The 14,722-nt window shown below is 68.6% G+C and carries 15 protein-coding genes and 2 pseudogenes; 10 read left to right on the top strand and 7 right to left on the bottom strand.

All coding sequences use genetic code 11. The annotated features are described in order from the left end of the window. Positions 1-1,532: 1,532 nt before the first annotated feature. Positions 1,533-1,925 (bottom strand): annotated as a pseudogene (locus ACFYX0_RS43295) (GNAT family N-acetyltransferase); the annotation flags it as partial. Between the two features lie 111 nt (positions 1,926-2,036). Between ACFYX0_RS43295 and ACFYX0_RS43300 the strand changes: the two are divergent. After that, positions 2,037-2,360, top strand: coding sequence for a hypothetical protein (locus ACFYX0_RS43300; protein ID WP_388980202.1), 324 nt, complete (start codon positions 2,037-2,039; stop codon positions 2,358-2,360). 582 nt (positions 2,361-2,942) lie between these two features. On the opposite strand, the pseudogene ACFYX0_RS43305 reads toward ACFYX0_RS43300, so the two are convergent. Beyond that, positions 2,943-3,125: pseudogene (locus tag ACFYX0_RS43305) on the bottom strand (DUF2199 domain-containing protein); the annotation flags it as partial. A gap of 190 nt (positions 3,126-3,315) precedes the next feature. On the opposite strand from ACFYX0_RS43305, the gene ACFYX0_RS43310 reads away from it, so the two are divergent. From ACFYX0_RS43310 to ACFYX0_RS43320, 3 genes are read left to right on the top strand one after another with little or no spacing between them, the layout of a single operon-like run. Continuing rightward, positions 3,316-3,927, top strand: coding sequence for a molybdopterin-dependent oxidoreductase (locus ACFYX0_RS43310; protein ID WP_388980205.1), 612 nt, complete (start codon positions 3,316-3,318; stop codon positions 3,925-3,927). A 10-nt stretch (positions 3,928-3,937) separates the two neighbouring features. Continuing rightward, positions 3,938-4,657 (top strand): FAD-binding oxidoreductase, encoded by a 720-nt coding sequence (locus ACFYX0_RS43315; protein WP_388980208.1) that lies wholly within the window; start codon positions 3,938-3,940, stop codon positions 4,655-4,657. A 10-nt stretch (positions 4,658-4,667) separates the two neighbouring features. Beyond that, positions 4,668-4,958, top strand: coding sequence for a DUF6510 family protein (locus tag ACFYX0_RS43320; protein WP_388980210.1), 291 nt, complete (start codon positions 4,668-4,670; stop codon positions 4,956-4,958). Between the two features lie 297 nt (positions 4,959-5,255). Here ACFYX0_RS43320 and ACFYX0_RS43325 read toward each other — a convergent pair whose 3' ends face one another. The 5 genes from ACFYX0_RS43325 to ACFYX0_RS43345 form a co-directional block, all read right to left on the bottom strand. Further along, positions 5,256-6,173 (bottom strand): NADP-dependent oxidoreductase, encoded by a 918-nt coding sequence (locus ACFYX0_RS43325; protein ID WP_388980239.1) that lies wholly within the window; start codon positions 6,171-6,173, stop codon positions 5,256-5,258. 38 nt (positions 6,174-6,211) lie between these two features. Further along, on the bottom strand, positions 6,212-6,346 hold the full coding sequence (locus tag ACFYX0_RS43330) for a hypothetical protein (RefSeq protein ID WP_269809385.1): 135 nt from the start codon (positions 6,344-6,346) through the stop codon (positions 6,212-6,214). A 101-nt stretch (positions 6,347-6,447) separates the two neighbouring features. Further along, entirely contained in the window at positions 6,448-6,771 is a 324-nt protein-coding gene (locus tag ACFYX0_RS43335; protein ID WP_388980213.1) for a hypothetical protein, read from the bottom strand. A 60-nt stretch (positions 6,772-6,831) separates the two neighbouring features. Then, the gene (locus tag ACFYX0_RS43340; RefSeq protein ID WP_388980216.1) at positions 6,832-7,377 is read right to left on the bottom strand and encodes a hypothetical protein; all 546 of its coding nucleotides are present in this window, start codon (positions 7,375-7,377) and stop codon (positions 6,832-6,834) included. Positions 7,378-8,089: 712 nt separating this feature from the next. Continuing rightward, positions 8,090-9,067, bottom strand: coding sequence for a GlxA family transcriptional regulator (locus ACFYX0_RS43345; RefSeq protein WP_388980219.1), 978 nt, complete (start codon positions 9,065-9,067; stop codon positions 8,090-8,092). A gap of 137 nt (positions 9,068-9,204) precedes the next feature. Between ACFYX0_RS43345 and ACFYX0_RS43350 the strand changes: the two genes are divergently transcribed. The 6 genes from ACFYX0_RS43350 (at position 9,205) to ACFYX0_RS43375 (ending at position 14,383) form a co-directional block, all read left to right on the top strand. Then, positions 9,205-9,843, top strand: coding sequence for an HD domain-containing protein (locus ACFYX0_RS43350; RefSeq protein WP_388980222.1), 639 nt, complete (start codon positions 9,205-9,207; stop codon positions 9,841-9,843). Beyond that, the gene (locus tag ACFYX0_RS43355; RefSeq protein WP_388980225.1) at positions 9,764-11,239 is read left to right on the top strand and encodes an MFS transporter; all 1,476 of its coding nucleotides are present in this window, start codon (positions 9,764-9,766) and stop codon (positions 11,237-11,239) included. The genes ACFYX0_RS43350 and ACFYX0_RS43355 overlap by 80 nt, the downstream gene beginning before the upstream one ends. Positions 11,240-11,326: 87 nt before the next feature. Further along, positions 11,327-12,217, top strand: coding sequence for an RNA polymerase sigma factor SigJ (gene sigJ, locus ACFYX0_RS43360; RefSeq protein WP_388980228.1), 891 nt, complete (start codon positions 11,327-11,329; stop codon positions 12,215-12,217). Positions 12,218-12,397: 180 nt separating this feature from the next. Further along, the gene (locus ACFYX0_RS43365) at positions 12,398-13,318 is read left to right on the top strand and encodes an NADP-dependent oxidoreductase (RefSeq protein WP_388980230.1); all 921 of its coding nucleotides are present in this window, start codon (positions 12,398-12,400) and stop codon (positions 13,316-13,318) included. A gap of 24 nt (positions 13,319-13,342) precedes the next feature. Beyond that, entirely contained in the window at positions 13,343-13,798 is a 456-nt protein-coding gene (locus ACFYX0_RS43370) for a cupin domain-containing protein (RefSeq protein ID WP_388980233.1), read from the top strand. Between the two features lie 126 nt (positions 13,799-13,924). Continuing rightward, the gene (locus tag ACFYX0_RS43375; RefSeq protein ID WP_388980236.1) at positions 13,925-14,383 is read left to right on the top strand and encodes a carboxymuconolactone decarboxylase family protein; all 459 of its coding nucleotides are present in this window, start codon (positions 13,925-13,927) and stop codon (positions 14,381-14,383) included. Positions 14,384-14,722 lie beyond the last annotated feature (339 nt).

The following is a 14,722-nucleotide window of genomic DNA, read 5'->3' on the forward strand; positions in this document are numbered from 1 at the left end:
ACTGAAGCGCATGGACGAGATTCTTACCCCGGTCGCCATGTTCGACCCGGCCATCACCGCCGAAGCCTCGCCGCAGACACGCCCGTGAAGTGACGTTGATGCAGGCCTACCGGCCGATGGACTGCTGGTGGAGGCCGAGGTCCAGCAGCCGGGACATTGCCGCCGCCCGGCCCGACGCTGGCGGGAACACGGCCACCGGACCGCTTTCGCGATCACCATCACGCCTTCCCTGCATCGTGGCCCTTCCCACGAGAACCGGACGGCATGAACTGCCCTCCAGGTCCCAGGTATCGCAGCCCTGACGTGAATCGGCATAAGACTGACAGCAGCCATGGTCATCCGGTACAGATGTGCCTCCACGTGGCGCCCAGCATGGTTGATGTGGTGCTCTGCACGGGCGCCGACGCCCGCGTCTTGTGGCCGGGGTGCGTATCCGGTGTCACTGACCCAGGTACGGGGCGTGCTGCTCGGACGGTTCGGCCGGGTGCAGGCACGTCTATGGGCACGTGGTCATGTGTGGGTACGTGCGGGGGAGCGGCGGGTGCGGTGGCGTCGGGTGGTGAGACTGTTGATGTCTGTGGTGGCCGCGGTCAGGGCGTCCAGCCTCTCACCCCGTCCAACTGACCGCCGTCCGAGGGATGAAAAGTCATACCGGACAAGGAGATGAGCTGTCCGCATACAAGGAGATCAACTGTCCGCTCACCCGGACGTCCCACTGTCCGTGGACAGCGACTTCGACGCCTACTGGCGCTACCACCAGCAACGCGATCACCTACGGTTCACACCATCCGCTACCGCGATTCGTCGGCGGAGCCGGGCACCATCGCGCGCATGGCACCCGACCGGTCCGGACGCCGTCGTGGCCGTGGTGAAGGCCGCCGATGCGGCCCTGACTGAGACTGCCTCGCCCGTGCTGTGAATGGACCGGATGACTCGGCCGTAGAACAGCCTCGACATCCAATTTTTTCAAACGGAAGTTCGTTGATGAGGGTTCGGAAAGGCATCAGAAGCAGTCACATACCCGTGTACGCATCCCGCTACTGCGGCCGGGACGGCATCGTTAGGCGCACCGTGACGGACGACAGGTGCCGAGGCGACTTGGACGTGCCACGACTCGTCGATCCTGCGGCCATAGCGTCGCTCCCATGACGTGATGTCCACGGTGGCCGCCAGCCAGTCAGGCTCATCCGGTGGAAGCGGTTCCTGGCCGACTGTCGCCCGTGATGCCGTCTGCGGGAGCCGAGGAGCGCGAGCGCCGGACGATGCCCGCCGGCGTGGGGTGGCTGCTCCTGGACGCCCGGCTACGCGCGGACCTCCGGCTGCGGGAGGCCCCGGGTGGTCGGCATGTCCCACTCTCAGCTGTTCCGGCTGGAGGCGTGTCTGCGGGTGCCGTCCCGGACCGTGGCAGCGCTGCTCGTCGATGCGCTCGCCCTGACCGATGCTGAGCGGGCCCGCTGCTGGAGTTCGCCGTGGCCGACGCAGGGCGCGACTGGGTCGGAAGGCCACCTGACTACGAACGAAGGCCGTTCTGGTCAGGGGGCGGGCTGCCACTCGCGATTGAGGATTGCGTGCACGACGGAGTCCCGCCACAACCCGGCCTTCAGCACGTGCTCACGGATTAGACCCTCTTCCACCATGCCGGCAGCCGTCATGGTCTTCGCGGAGGCCTCGTTCAGCGGGGATCGCGCGCCCCAGATCCGGTGAAGGACGAGATCCTCGAAGCCGACGGTGAGCAGCAGTCGCACCGTCTCCACGCCGTAGCCCACGCCCCACGCATCCGGGCGCAGCGCGAAGCCCATGGTGGCTCCGCGCTGCTGGTGGGGGTCGATGGCCAGGCGACCGAACCCGATCAGCTCGCCAGTCTCCCGCTCGATCACGGCGAGCGCGTACTCCGTGCGGGGCTTCACCGTGGCAGCGGCGATGGTACATGAGTGGTCATTGGCGAGAGTTGGGACGCAACGGTGCATTTCGGCTGCCAGGATTGATGTGTCCGACCAGGCAGGCGCATGAGGCACCTGCCGTGAAAGGAGCACGGAATGCGGGTTTCCCGTCTTGTCGCCGCGCTGGGCGTCGCGGCCGCAGCCCTGCTGGGCGGCGCCACTGGCGCCAGCGCCGCAGCCTTTGCCCCCTCGGTGGTGTCTCATGCCACGCACGTCCGTGGTCACGATCATGATGACGACGGTGACGACTACGGTGACGACTACGGGCGTGGCGACCGCGACGGCCGCTTCGGCGAGGGCCGCTGGGGCGACCACCGCCGGGGCGAGGGCCGCTGGGGCCACCACCGTTGGGGCGACTACCGCTGGGACAACCGGCACCGGCGTTACCACGGGGGCTACGACCGCTACGACCACCGCTGACCACTCCTGGGGTGCCCTTCCGTTGTTGGGGAGGGCACCCCTTCCGTGTGTCCCGTATGCCTTCCCTCCAGCGCCGGCGCTGGAGGACGCTGTCGTCGGGCTGCGCAAAGCGCCGGCGGAACACCTGCCGTAGCACACGCTCGCCGCGTTGCGCTGGGATCGCCCATCAACCTGGACTTCCCGGGCGGTCGACAAGCGGGGTACGGAACTGCCCTACCGCGTCGGTGACCTCGAAGGCTGGGCGCGTAGCCGTTCCCGCGTGTCGGCATCGGCCCCACCGACCTGTCCTGATCCGGTCCGGGCACGTCACGGCCCCGGGGGATCAGCCACGGGCAACCCTGGGGGCCGGACGGGGCTTTCAGTCTTTCTCGTCCTGGGCAGGCTCGGTCTGGTGCAGGCAGTACACGCACTTGGATTCTGTACCGACGAGCCCCATGCGCCGCCGGCAGACTCCACGCTCGAGGACCGGTCCACGGCCGTCCGCGCATCCCGGACAGGTTGTCACGGGCTGGCCGAAGCCGAAGCCGAGGACCCACCCGTTGCCTTCGGCGGCCTTGCGCGCCAGCTGGGAGAAGTCCGCCGTCACCGCTGCTGGCCGTCGCCGGGGTGGAGCACGGCCGCCGCGATCTTCAGCACGCGGTCCAGCCTGATCCCCGTGCGCTGTTCGACGGCGAGGGGATGGTCGGTGGGCTCGAGCTCGACGCAGGGGCGCTCACCGACCGGGCGGGTGTGGACGTGCGTCTTCAGGTTGAGGGTCGTGGTCGGGCGGCCGACATACAGCAGGCGGCCGCTGTCGTCGAACCTACCGAGCAGCAGGCTGGTGGGAGCGGCGAGTGTGCCGGTGACCGCGCCGACGATCGCCTCAGCCCGTCTCGCGCATCTTGTACGGGAGGCATCCGGGCCACTCATCGCGGCGCAGGCGAGAACGCTCACGGTTGGTTACGCTGTCGATACGATGGGTGGTGAGCGACAGATGGTCACGCGCGGATTCACGGGACGTCCTCGACGCACGGAAGGCCCGGTCCCACCGGGGCAGTTCGTCACCAGTGACTTCCCGGTCCTCACGGCGGGCCCGACCCAGCACGTGCCGGCCCGCGCGTGGGAGCTGGTGGTCACGGACGGGATCACGGAGAAGACCTACGCGTGGGCGTCGCTGCACGATCTGGGCGTGGTGGACCTGACGACCGACATTCACTGCGTCACGCACTGGTCCAAGCTGGGGACGACCTGGCAGGGCGTTCCGGTGGCGGCCGTGCTGGAGGACGCCGGGGTGGCCGACGAGCCCTACGCGCTGGTGTCCTCGTACGGCGGCTACACCACGAACATCCCGGTGGAGGACCTGGTGGACCGCGACGCGATGGTCGCGGTGGGCTACGAGGGCGGTCCGATCCCTGCCGAACATGGCGGGCCGGTCCGGCTGCTGGTGCCGCACCTGTATCTGTGGAAGTCCGCAAAGTGGTTGCGCGGGATCCGGGTGATGCCCGAGGACGAGCTTGGGTTCTGGGAGAACGCCGGCTACCACCACCGCGGTGACCCGTTCCTCGAACAGCGCTACTACGGTGACTGACCGTTCAGCCATGCCACCGCGTGTGCGACCTGTTCACGGCTGGCGAGCCGCCACCGTCGCCGGTACGGCGCGTGAGAGCGCCTCGGCACGCACCATCCGGCTCGCCGTCGCCGACTGGCCAAGGCATGTCGCCGGCCAGCACATCGACGTCCGGCTCACGGCCGAGGACGGGTACCAGGCCACCCGCAGCTTCTCGCTGTCCTCCGCGCCCGGGGAGGCCCCGCAGATCACCGTGGAACGCGTGGACGACGGCGAGGTGTCTCCGTACCTGGTCGACGTTGCCACCGACGGTGACGCCCTGGAGATCATGGGACCGGTGGGGGGCTACTTCGTATGGCGGCCCGGCGACGACGTACCGCTGCTCCTGGTCGCTGGCGGCTCCGGCATCGCGCCGATGCGCGCCATCTGGCGGGCCGCCCGCGTTCACGGCACACCGGTGCGACTGGTGTACTCCGCGCGCACCGCGGACCGGGTCATCTTCGCCGACGAGCTGCGCGGTCCCGACGGGCCGGAGAGCACCGTCCATCTGACCCGGGAACGGGCGGCGGGGTTCGAGCACGGCCGGCTGAGAGCCGAGCAGCTGAGCGCGCTGCTTCGTCCCGGTGGTGTTCGCGAGCCGCGGCTGCGGGCTTACGTATGCGGCCCGACCGCCTTCGTCGAGGAAGCCGCCCGCGCACTGATCGGCGCCGGCTTGGACGCCGACTCGTTGAGGACCGAGAGGTTCGGATAGGAGGCCCGCAGTGAACGCAGAGGAAGACCTCCTCTCGGTGCCCCCGGAGGACGGCTATGTGGACGGCAACGCCGTCGCCGGGGCGATGTCGCTGGCCCTGGGCCGGGACGCGACCACGATCGTCCTGCAGTGCGCCGAGTGCGGGGATCGGCACTGCGTTGCCGAGACCAGGGTCTATCTGCGCTGCCCCGGCATGGTGGTGCGCTGTCCGGCGTGCTCGGCGTGCGAGGTGCTACTCGTCGACCGGCCACACCGGCTCCAGCTCACCCTGATGTCGATCCGGATGCTGGAGCTGCCGTGACCATCGCCTCGCCGGGCGACGAAGGAGAGGCGGCGGCCAGGCGGCGTGCTCGGGCGGCCCGGTCGCTGGCGTGTGCAGACATCGCGGGTCGCGCCCGCACACGCTGACCGGACTGGCGGATTCTCCCGTCGGTCTTGCAGCCTTCATGCTCGACCATGACGCGGCCAGCCTGGAACTCATCTCCAGGGCCTTCGCCGGACACACCGAAGGCCTGACGCGTCCCCCTTCCTCGTCGTGAAGGGCGTCGCCAGCCCGGTCGCCGTGAGCGTCTTTCCTGACGAGCTCTATCAGGGGGGCCTACGGGCGTACACGAATGACTGTCTTCCCCTTGCGTCGCTCGGTTGAGTTGACGGTTGCGACCGCGTTGTCGAGGGACGCGGTGGTTCCGATGTTCGTACGCAGCCGCCCGTCCCGGACTCGCTGCACGATTTCACCCAGCTGGGTGCGATCGGCCTCGACAACGAAATCGATCGCCAGGCCATCAGCGGGGCGGGCCTCGACCGGGCCCACGACCGACACCAGCGTCCCGCCGGTCTTGACCAGAGCCGCGGAGCTCCTCTGAATGTCGCCGCCGATGACGTCGAAGACCAGGTCGACACTGCCGACGTCTGCCAAGGCATCGTTCTCGAGGTCGACGAACTCGTGTGCACCGAAGTCGAGCGCCTTCTCACGGTCGGCAGCTCGTCCGGTGCCGATGACGTATGCGCCGGCCTCGCGTGCGAGCTGGGTCACCATCGTCCCGACTGCTCCGGCTGCGCCATGGGCGAGGACGGTCTGGCCGGCCTGAAGACGGCCGTGCTGGAACAGCCCCTGCCACGCGGTCAGACCCGAGATGGGCAAGGACGCGCCTACCGTGAAGTCGACGTCGCCGGGCAGCGGTGCGAGGTTGCGTGCCTCAATCGCCACGTACTCCGCGAGGGTGCCGTCACGGTGCCAGTCGGCGAGGCCGAACACCCGCTGCCCGACCGACAGCCCCGTCGTGCCGTAGCCGAGGGTGGTGACCACTCCGGCCAGCTCGTGGCCGGGGATCGACGGTGTCTTGTCACGGCCGGCGCGATCGGTCCAGGTCGATGGCCATTCCATCTCTGTCGGGACGAAGCCCGATGCATGAATCTGAACGATGACGTCGTTGATCGCTGCGGGCGGCTCAGGCCGCTCCGTCAGCGTCATCCCGGCCGTTCCCGCGGCCTGGTCCGTCACCACAATGGCTTTCATTGAGATCGTCCCCTTCCTCGTATGAGCTCGTAACACGATCACGAGCGGTGGTTGCCATGGTGGGCTGCGACCTTCTCGATCTGCTCGTACTGCCCCTCAAACCCGCCGAAGTCGTCCACCGCCGCCGCGGGCACCCCCAGTGCGCCAGCCTGCACGCGCAGGGCCTTCGCCATCGTGTGCAGGGCGGGCGCGAGTCCGTCGCCGAGCCGGGCCGCGATGACGTCAGGGGCAGCGTCCTGGTCGAGTTCCCCGACCGCCGTCAGGATCTCGGCGGTCAGCGCGGCAGCGATACGAGGCCGGGGACATCGGCGGGGGAGAGGTCGGGGCGGGCACGGTGCAGACGCGCGGGGTGGCGCCACCGGCCGGAGGTGTCGCGGGCGACGTCGACGCCGACTTCCACCACCAGTTCGGGTTCCACCAGTGTGACGTCCAACGTTTCCCGGCTGCCCCACCCGGCGGAGAACGACCAGCCCTGCCACGGATGCCCGCCCTGCGCCGGGGCGAGTAGCCCGGCGACTGTGCTGCTCGCTGTATGGGCGAGAGTGGTGGTGCGGCCGACGTGCTGAAGGCGGCCGCAGCCGTCGAACCTGCCGAGCAACAGGGTGCGCGGAGCGGCGAGTGTGTGCCGGTGACCGCGCCGACGATCGCCTCGGTGGTCTCACGCACCTTGTACTTCCGCCACCCGCGCACGGCAGGCTCGTACACGCTGTCCAGCCGCTTGAAAAGCACGCCCTCCATCCCGGACCGACGCCCACGTCAGCCACTCGCGCACGGTGTCCTGGTCGGTGGTCGAGGGGCACAGCACCCACGGGGCGGACAGCCGGCGGGCGGCGAACACGGACTCGAGCGCGGCCCTGCGCCGCCGATACGGCCATCCGGTCGTGTCGGTCCCGGATAGCCGCAGCAGATCGAACGCGACGAAGTGGGCCAGCCACTCGGCAGCCGCCCGGGCCGCCCTGTCACCGTGCCGCTGAAGCCGGTTCTGCAGCTGCTCGAAGGCGAGCCGTCCCGCGATGTCCCATACGACCAGCTTGCCGTCCAGCGCCGTCGCGTCCGGCAACTGCCTAGCCGCAGCCCCACTCTCCGGAAACGCAGGAAGCATCTCGGTGCCGCGCCTGGAGCGCAGCACCACCCTGCCCGCGTCGACGGACACCAGGGCCCGGAACCCGTCCTTCTCCAGACTTTGGGGTGTCTCATGAGACATCAGCTCGCGCCTGGGCCCCAGAAAGGATCAAGCACCGCAGGGGTCGCTCGTGTCAGGATGCTGGGCGTGTCCGGTCGCGCGCTGAGTTTCGGAGTGGTGGCGGAAGCATACGAACGGTTCCGGCCAGGGTATCCCGTGGAGCTGTTCGGCATGGTGATGGCATACGGGGGCCACCCGGTTCGGACCGCCCTCGAGATTGGTGCTGGGACAGGTAAGAGGTCGTATGCATACCGATCAGCGGGCTCGGAATTCGAACACGATCTTGCTCGGATGTTGTCGCCCGGCCTCGCGAGGTCCGTGGTGCCGGGCGGGTACGGTCCTTACGTCGGCGAGAGTGGCCGCGGCGGTCCGCCACACCGACGATGAGGTGCGACCGGCGCGTTTCGCGCTTCTCCCTAACGTGGTCCTTGGTGCCGCGCCGGCGCATGCCGCGTACTTGCTTGTGCAGCTTCCAGGCGTACAGCGATGCGGTCCGGTGCCATGGCTCCGATGGCGCAGAGGTTGGTGGCCAGGGAGGTCGGGCAGGTCGAGGTCGGCTCGCGGGGCGGGCCTCTGTGAGTAGGCCAGTTCGTTCTCGCTGAGCCCGCCTGGGAAGGCTGTGCTGTCGCGAGGTGTCGCGGATGTGGTGGACGAACCCGTCGTGGAACAAAATCGCACCCGGGCAGCGCAACCGTCTGTGACGCATCGGTGTCCGGGCAGTGACAGCTTCGTCTTACCGCTGCCCTTCGTCGGCTCGGCGGGCTGTGCTGAAGCGGCGCTGATAGGCGGCGGGGCTGAGCGACAATTCCCTCACGAAAACTCTCCGCATACTCTCGTAATTCGGGAATCCGGCAAGGGATGCCGTCTGCGTCGCGGTATGCCCCTGGTCGAGTAGAGCTTTCGCCATGTCGAACCGGATCATCTCCACGTACCGGGCCGGCGTGGTGGACAGCTCGTCGCGAAAGAGCCGCGTGAGATGCCGAGGGCTCACATTGAGGTGCTTGGCGAGTTCGCCGAGTGAGTGGTTTCCCCCGGGATTCGCCGTGATCACGTCGGTGATTCTGCGGAGGGCCGGAGATCGGGGCGGCGGTCCCTGCAGTGGGGCGGAGAACTGTGATTGGCCGCCGGAACGTTGCAAATAGACCACCAGGGCGCGGGCGACGTCGCGGGTCAGATCAGGGCCGTGATCCTCCTCGACGAGTGCCAGTGCCAGGTCGATGCCGGCGGTCACGCCTGCCGAGGTGTAGGTGGTGCCGTCACGGACGTAGATCGCGTCGGGTTCGACGCGGCTGGCCCGGCAGCGGGCGGCGAGCTCGTGCGCGACCTTCCAGTGCGTGGTCGCGCGCTTGCCGTCCAGGAGGCCGGCGGCGCCGAGGATGAAGGCTCCGGTGCAGATGGACGCGACACGGCCGGCCCGGACCGCCAGCGTTCGCGTGGCCTCGATCAGATCACGGGGCACAGGTGTGCGCGGGTAGAGGTCTGCGCCAGCCACCAGGAACGTGTCAGGAGCAGGCTCCGTGGCGGCGGCGTCGACTGCGATCCGGATCCCGATGGAGGAGGTGACATCGGCACCGGTCGGTGATACCAGCACGATCGTGTAGTCGGCACCGAGCCGGTTCGCTTCCCCGAATACCTCCGCGGGGCCGACGACGTCCAGGAGTTTGACCCCGTCGTAGACGAGGATCGCAACCCGATGCGTGGCGGAGCCCACAACCCCGCGGCCCGCCTGTCCGGATTCGGGTGACTCATGGCCGGACCGAGGGAGCGCCGGACGCCGGGTGGTTGGCAGTGTGGAAGACGGACGCACCGTCCATTCGTAACACACCGATATCGGAAGGAGCAGAGGTCATGAGCGAGATCATCGCGGGGGTGGAGATTCCTGAAACGGCGGCAGTCGCCGAGGCCACCCGCCTCATGCAGGAGATGACCAGTCCCCTCATCTACCACCACTCCCGACGCGTGTTCGTCTTCGGTGCCATTCATGCTCACAGGCTCGGCCTGGAGCCCGACCCGGAGCTTCTCTACCTGTCCGCCATGTTCCACGACACCGGCCTCTTGACGCCGTTTTCCGACGTTGAGCAGCGCTTCGAGGTCGATGGAGCCGACCACGCACGCAAGTTCATGCTCGACCGCGGTTTCCCGGCCACGGCCGCCGACGTGGTGTGGACGGCGATCGCGCTGCACACGACTCCGGGAATTCCTGGGCGGATGGGCCCGGAGATCGCCATCACGAACTTCGGGGTTCTGACCGATGTGCTCGGATTCGGTCTGGGCGAGCTGGATCGCAGCCAGGTGGACGAGATCACCGCCGTCCATCCGCGGGGCGACTTCAAGAACGAGTTTTTGCAGGCCTTCGTCGACGGACTCAAGTACCGCCCCGAGACCACGAACGGAACCGTAAATTCCGATGTGCTGGAGCACTTCATTCCCGGCTTCCAGCGCACCACCACGGTCGAGCGCATCATGGGCGCTCCCTGGCCGAGCTGATCAGGACGCCATAAAAGGCAACGTGATGAAACGTGTGAGTCGCTATCGCGACGGGCGTCGTCTCGGGCGACGTGCGGCCTTCGCCGTGCTGGTCTGCGCCAATGTGGTCATGATGGCCACGGCAAGCGCACCGTCACCGATCTACCCGCTGTACCGGGAGCGCTGGGGCCTGTCGGTCACGATGCTGACGGTGGTCTTCGCGGTGTACGTCGTCGGTCTGCTCGGCGCGTTGCTGACGGTCGGATCGCTGAGCGACCGCCTGGGGCGCCGCCCCGTGCTGGTCGCCGCCCTTCTGGTGGCGGCGGCGAGCACGGCGATCTTCTGGACGGCCGACGGTATCGTCTCCCTCCTGATCGCCCGGGTGGTGCAGGGCATCGCCACGGGGACGGCCACGGGCGGTCTTGCCGCCGGACTGGTCGACCTCTCACCCGAGCGACGTCCGCAGTTGGGGCCGACGATGACAGCGGTGGGCACGAGTATCGGCATGGCCACCGGTGCCGGAGTCGTGGGGTTGCTGGTTCAGTTGACTTCACGTCCCGATGCGTATGTCTTTCCGGTCCTTACGCTGACCTTCGTCGTTCTGGCCGCGGTCATCCTCAGGATCCCTGAGACACTCGCCCCGCGAGCGTTTCGGCTGGCGTCTTTGCGACCGAGAGTCCGGGTTCCTCGGGAGGTCCGGCCGGCGTTCCTCGCCTCGGTTCCCGCCCTCGTCGCGGGGTGGGCCGTCACGGGTCTGTTCCTTTCGCTCACTCCCTCTCTGGTGAGCAACGTCCTGCATGTGCGGTTCGGCGCTGCGGGCGGGCTCAGCATCGCGGCGCTGTTTCTGGCCAACAGCGTGGGTGGGTTCTGGTCCGTTCGGCATGCGGCACGGCTCGCCACCTTGCTGGGGGCGGTTCTCCTGACTCTGGGTGCGTTCGGGCTGGCGGTGGCCATCGCTGTTGCGTCGCCGGCCATCTACGTGGGCGGATCAGTCGTCGCAGGGCTGGGCGTCGGCCTGACGTTCAACGGGAGCCTCCGCGCCATCAGCGCGGTCACCACCGCGAAGTCGCGCTCGGAGGTCTTCTCGGCCGTCTACGTGATCAGCTATGCGGCGTTGAGTCTTCCGGCCCTCGCAGCCGGGCTCGCGGCGCCCTCATGGGGACTGGAGACCACGGGCTACCTGTACGTCGGCTTCGTCGGGGCGCTGTCCGTGGCTGCGGCCCTCGACGCCGGACGATCGCGTGCTCACCGGCCGACCGGAGACCCGATGCGGACGGTCCGGGAAAGCGAGCTCACAGCGAACGGACCCGCTGCTGAGCGTGCCGCATCGAGTCGGTTCCGGCTGCGGTTGCCCCAGGGAGAGTGGCCCCAGCATGAAACACCGCCGTACGACGACACCAGCCCCAGAGCAGCTTGATCACGGCTTACGGTCGCCGTGTCAGAGCGGACTTCCTGAGCTCGGCTAATACGCTCGCTCCGCAAGCTGGAGGAGGTTGCGATCCGTATGGGTGACGGGTACGGGCCCGGACGGTCAGAGCAGAAGGACCCGCTCGGAGCCGAATGGGAAAGGCACCGGCCCGCCGTTTTCGGTGTGGCCTACCGGCTGCTGGGGAGTGTGGCCGATGCCGAGGATGTGACCCAGGACGTCTGGCTGCGGGCGGCCGGAGCGGATCTGCAGGACATCGGTGATCTGCGGGCCTGGCTGGTGACGGTGGCCGCGCGACGGTCGTACGACATTCTCAAGAGTGCCCGTTTCCGCCGTGAGACCTACGTCGGACCGTGGCTGCCGGAGCCGCTGCTGACAGGGCCGGACGCGTCGCAGCCGGTACTCGTCGACGAGTCGGTCAGTTCGGCGATGCTCCTGATCATGGAAGAGCTGAGCCCGCCGGAGCGGGTGGCCTTCGTCCTGCACGATGTCTTCGGTCTCGAGTTCGACCGGATCGCCGAGGTGCTGGATGTCTCCGGGCCGAGTGCCCGGCAGCTCGCCTCGCGGGCACGACGGCGGGTGGCCAAAGCGAAGCAGTCGACGCCGCAGGCGTCGAAGGCGGAGCGTGAACGCGTCCTTGCGGTCTTCCGCGCCGCCTACGAGAGCGGCGACCTCGCCGGCCTGGTCAGGCTCCTGCACCCGGACGCCGTCTACGTCACCGACGGCGGCGGCAAGGTCTTGGCGGCACGCAAGCTCATCCACGGCGGCGAGCGCGTCGCCGAGGTCATGGTGCGTACGGGGCGCCAGTGGCGTCCGGACCGCATCGACTTCGCCGAGGTCGGCGGCGAGCTCTCCCTCGTGTTCCACCGGGAAGGAAGGGTCTATTCCGTCGACACGGTCCAGATTACGAACGGTCTTATCACCGCGTACCGCAGGGTCATAAACCCCGACAAACTCATGCGCGTCTGAGCTGTCACACCCGGACGGCCTACCTCGTCTCCCTGATGAGAACGCACAACGGGCGACGAAGGAATACTCGGCAAGAGGTGAGATCGATCATGCAGAGCGGCATGCATCGACCTGCAGCCGCCATGAGCCCCGGCGTGAGCGGGCTGTGCGCTCGGATCGCCTCTCCCAGTAAGGATCTGTATGCAAGCCATCACTGTGCGCGACCGTGACGCCGGTCTTGCCGGTATGTCCCTGACGGACATGCCCTACCCCCATGCGGCCGAGAACGACGTCATCGTGCGCGTGCACGCCGCCGGCTTCACCCGTGGCGAACTGGACTGGCCCGCCACGTGGACCGATCGCGCCGGCCGCGACCGGACGCCGAGTGTGCCCGGGCACGAGCTGTCCGGTGTCGTCGTGGAGCTGGGGTACGGCACCACCGGCCTCAGCGTCGGACAGAGGGTGTTCGGCCTGGCCGACTGGACCCGCAACGGCACCCTCGCCGAGTACGTCGCGGTGGAGGCCCGCAACCTCGCCCCGCTGCCGGCGGACATCGACCACACCGTGGCCGCCGCGCTTCCCATCTCCGGGCTGACCGCCTGGCAGGGCCTGTTCGACCACGGCCGCCTCACCACGGGCCAGACTGTCCTCATCCATGGTGCTGCGGGCGGCGTCGGCTCGATTGCGGTGCAGCTCGCCCGCGAGGCCGGTGCCCGCGTCATCGGCACCGGCCGGGCCTCCGACCGGGACAGGGCACTCGCCCTCGGTGTAGACACCTTCATCGACCTGCAGACCGAGAAGCTGGAGGACGCCGGCGAGGCCGACGTGGTGTTCGATGTGATCGGCGGTGACATCCTCGACCGCTCGGCCACCCTGGTCCGAGCCGGTGGCACGCTGGTCAGCATCGCCATGCCGCCCAAGGTCCAGCCCATGGACGGGCGGGCCGTCTTCTTCGTCGTCGAACCCGACCGCGCCCGGCTCGCCGAGCTCGCCACGCGGCTGAGGGACGGCCGGCTCAAGCCGTTCGTCGGTGCTGTGCGGCCGCTCGCCGAGGCGCCCGCCGCGTTCGCCCCCGGCAAGCGCACCCCCGGCAAGACGATCATCCGCGTCACGGAAGACTGAATCGGGAGACCCATTGTGATCGGAATGCGAATCGCCGCCGGCCTGCTGGCTGCGGCCACGCTGACTGGGGCCACGGCCTGCTCGGCCTCCGACCAGCCTGCCCACGCCAAGGCGCAGGCGACGGTCGCGGCATCGACGCGCCCTGTCGAAACCTTCACACCGCTGCTCCAGCAGGCGCTACCGAATGTGAAGGGCAAGACGTTCACCTCAGCGATCGTCGCCTTCCCGCCCGGCGCAAGCGCGCTGCCACACCGGCACGGCCAGGCGTTCGTCTACGCCTACGTCCTCGAAGGCACCGTGCGCAGCAAGCTCGACGATAAGCCCGTGACCACCTACCACCAGGGCGAGAACTGGGTCGAGCAGCCGGGCGCCCACCATGTCCTCACCGAGAACGCCAGCCGGACCAAGCCGGCAAAGCTCCTGGTCGTATTCGTCTCCGACACCGGGGCCAAGCTCAAGGTCGACGACCCGAAGTCGTAACCCCGGGGCATGCAGCGGGGCGGCAACACTCTTCACGAGCTCCGCCCCTGCCGGAGCACGCCCCATCCACCACCAAGACGTGCCCGACAAGCGCGGCGCGGACCACACGAAGGAAGCAAAGGAACCATGACCGACCCCCAGCGCGTCAACATCGGCGAGCAGCACCCGGCCGCCTACAAGACCCTCATCGCCCTGTCGTCGGAGGTGGAGAAGGACGCCGCCGCAGCGGGCCTCGACCCGCTCCTGGTCGAGCTGCTGAGGATTCGCACCTCCCAGATCAACGGCTGCGCGTTCTGCCTGCGCATGCACACCCGCGACGCCCTCAAGAAGGGCGAGAACCCCGACCGGATTGCGGTGCTGCCCGCCTGGGCAGAGACCGGCTACTTCTCCGAGACCGACCGCGCCGCCCTCCGCCTGACCGAGGCGATCACACGCGTGCCGGACGGACACGTCAGCGACGAGGACTTCAACGCCGCCGCGGCCATACTCACCGCAGACCAGATCTCGGTAGTCGCCTGGCTGGCAACCGTGATGAACGCCTTCAACCGCGTCGCGATCACCAGCCGGTACCCCGTCGGCAGCTGACCTCGACGGCGCTACCGGCGGTGATGGAGGCTGCCGAAGCCTCCACCGTCGTGCAGTTGCTGGTGGAATCAGCCGGGCGGCTTGTGTGAGCCGCCCCGGCTCACACAAGCGCGGAGGCATCCGACGACGTACGTACGTGCACGGGGAACAGCCAGGGAGGCGGGTCGCGCCCCGTTACCTTTCTCGTGGCCCCGCAACGGGGTGCCTGGCCCCCCGGGTCCGGTATGGCTGTTTGCCCCCTGTCGCACGCATGACCTGGGGGGTGTTGCCGCCGGGCCTCGGGGCACCGCTTGACCGCTGATGAGGGGCCTGACGACCGCCCGGTCCGGTGCAACGTCG

It is taken from the genome of Streptomyces sp. NPDC002573 (assembly GCF_042889625.1).
In the GTDB taxonomy this organism is placed as follows: domain Bacteria; phylum Actinomycetota; class Actinomycetes; order Streptomycetales; family Streptomycetaceae; genus Streptomyces; species Streptomyces gibsoniae.

Coding starts and splice junctions, on each gene's coding strand:
- ACFYX0_RS43310 (WP_388980205.1), top strand. CDS start 3,316: ATGGGTGGTGAGCGACAGATGGTCACGCGCGGATTCACGGGACGTCCT.
- ACFYX0_RS43315 (WP_388980208.1), top strand. CDS start 3,938: ATGCCACCGCGTGTGCGACCTGTTCACGGCTGGCGAGCCGCCACCGTC.
- ACFYX0_RS43330 (WP_269809385.1), bottom strand. CDS start 6,346: ATGGCGAAGGCCCTGCGCGTGCAGGCTGGCGCACTGGGGGTGCCCGCG.
- ACFYX0_RS43350 (WP_388980222.1), top strand. CDS start 9,205: ATGAGCGAGATCATCGCGGGGGTGGAGATTCCTGAAACGGCGGCAGTC.
- ACFYX0_RS43325 (WP_388980239.1), bottom strand. CDS start 6,173: ATGAAAGCCATTGTGGTGACGGACCAGGCCGCGGGAACGGCCGGGATG.
- ACFYX0_RS43375 (WP_388980236.1), top strand. CDS start 13,925: ATGACCGACCCCCAGCGCGTCAACATCGGCGAGCAGCACCCGGCCGCC.
- ACFYX0_RS43370 (WP_388980233.1), top strand. CDS start 13,343: ATGCGAATCGCCGCCGGCCTGCTGGCTGCGGCCACGCTGACTGGGGCC.
- ACFYX0_RS43340 (WP_388980216.1), bottom strand. CDS start 7,377: ATGTCTCATGAGACACCCCAAAGTCTGGAGAAGGACGGGTTCCGGGCC.
- ACFYX0_RS43365 (WP_388980230.1), top strand. CDS start 12,398: ATGCAAGCCATCACTGTGCGCGACCGTGACGCCGGTCTTGCCGGTATG.
- ACFYX0_RS43300 (WP_388980202.1), top strand. CDS start 2,037: ATGCGGGTTTCCCGTCTTGTCGCCGCGCTGGGCGTCGCGGCCGCAGCC.
- ACFYX0_RS43355 (WP_388980225.1), top strand. CDS start 9,764: ATGTGCTGGAGCACTTCATTCCCGGCTTCCAGCGCACCACCACGGTCG.
- sigJ (WP_388980228.1), top strand. CDS start 11,327: ATGGGTGACGGGTACGGGCCCGGACGGTCAGAGCAGAAGGACCCGCTC.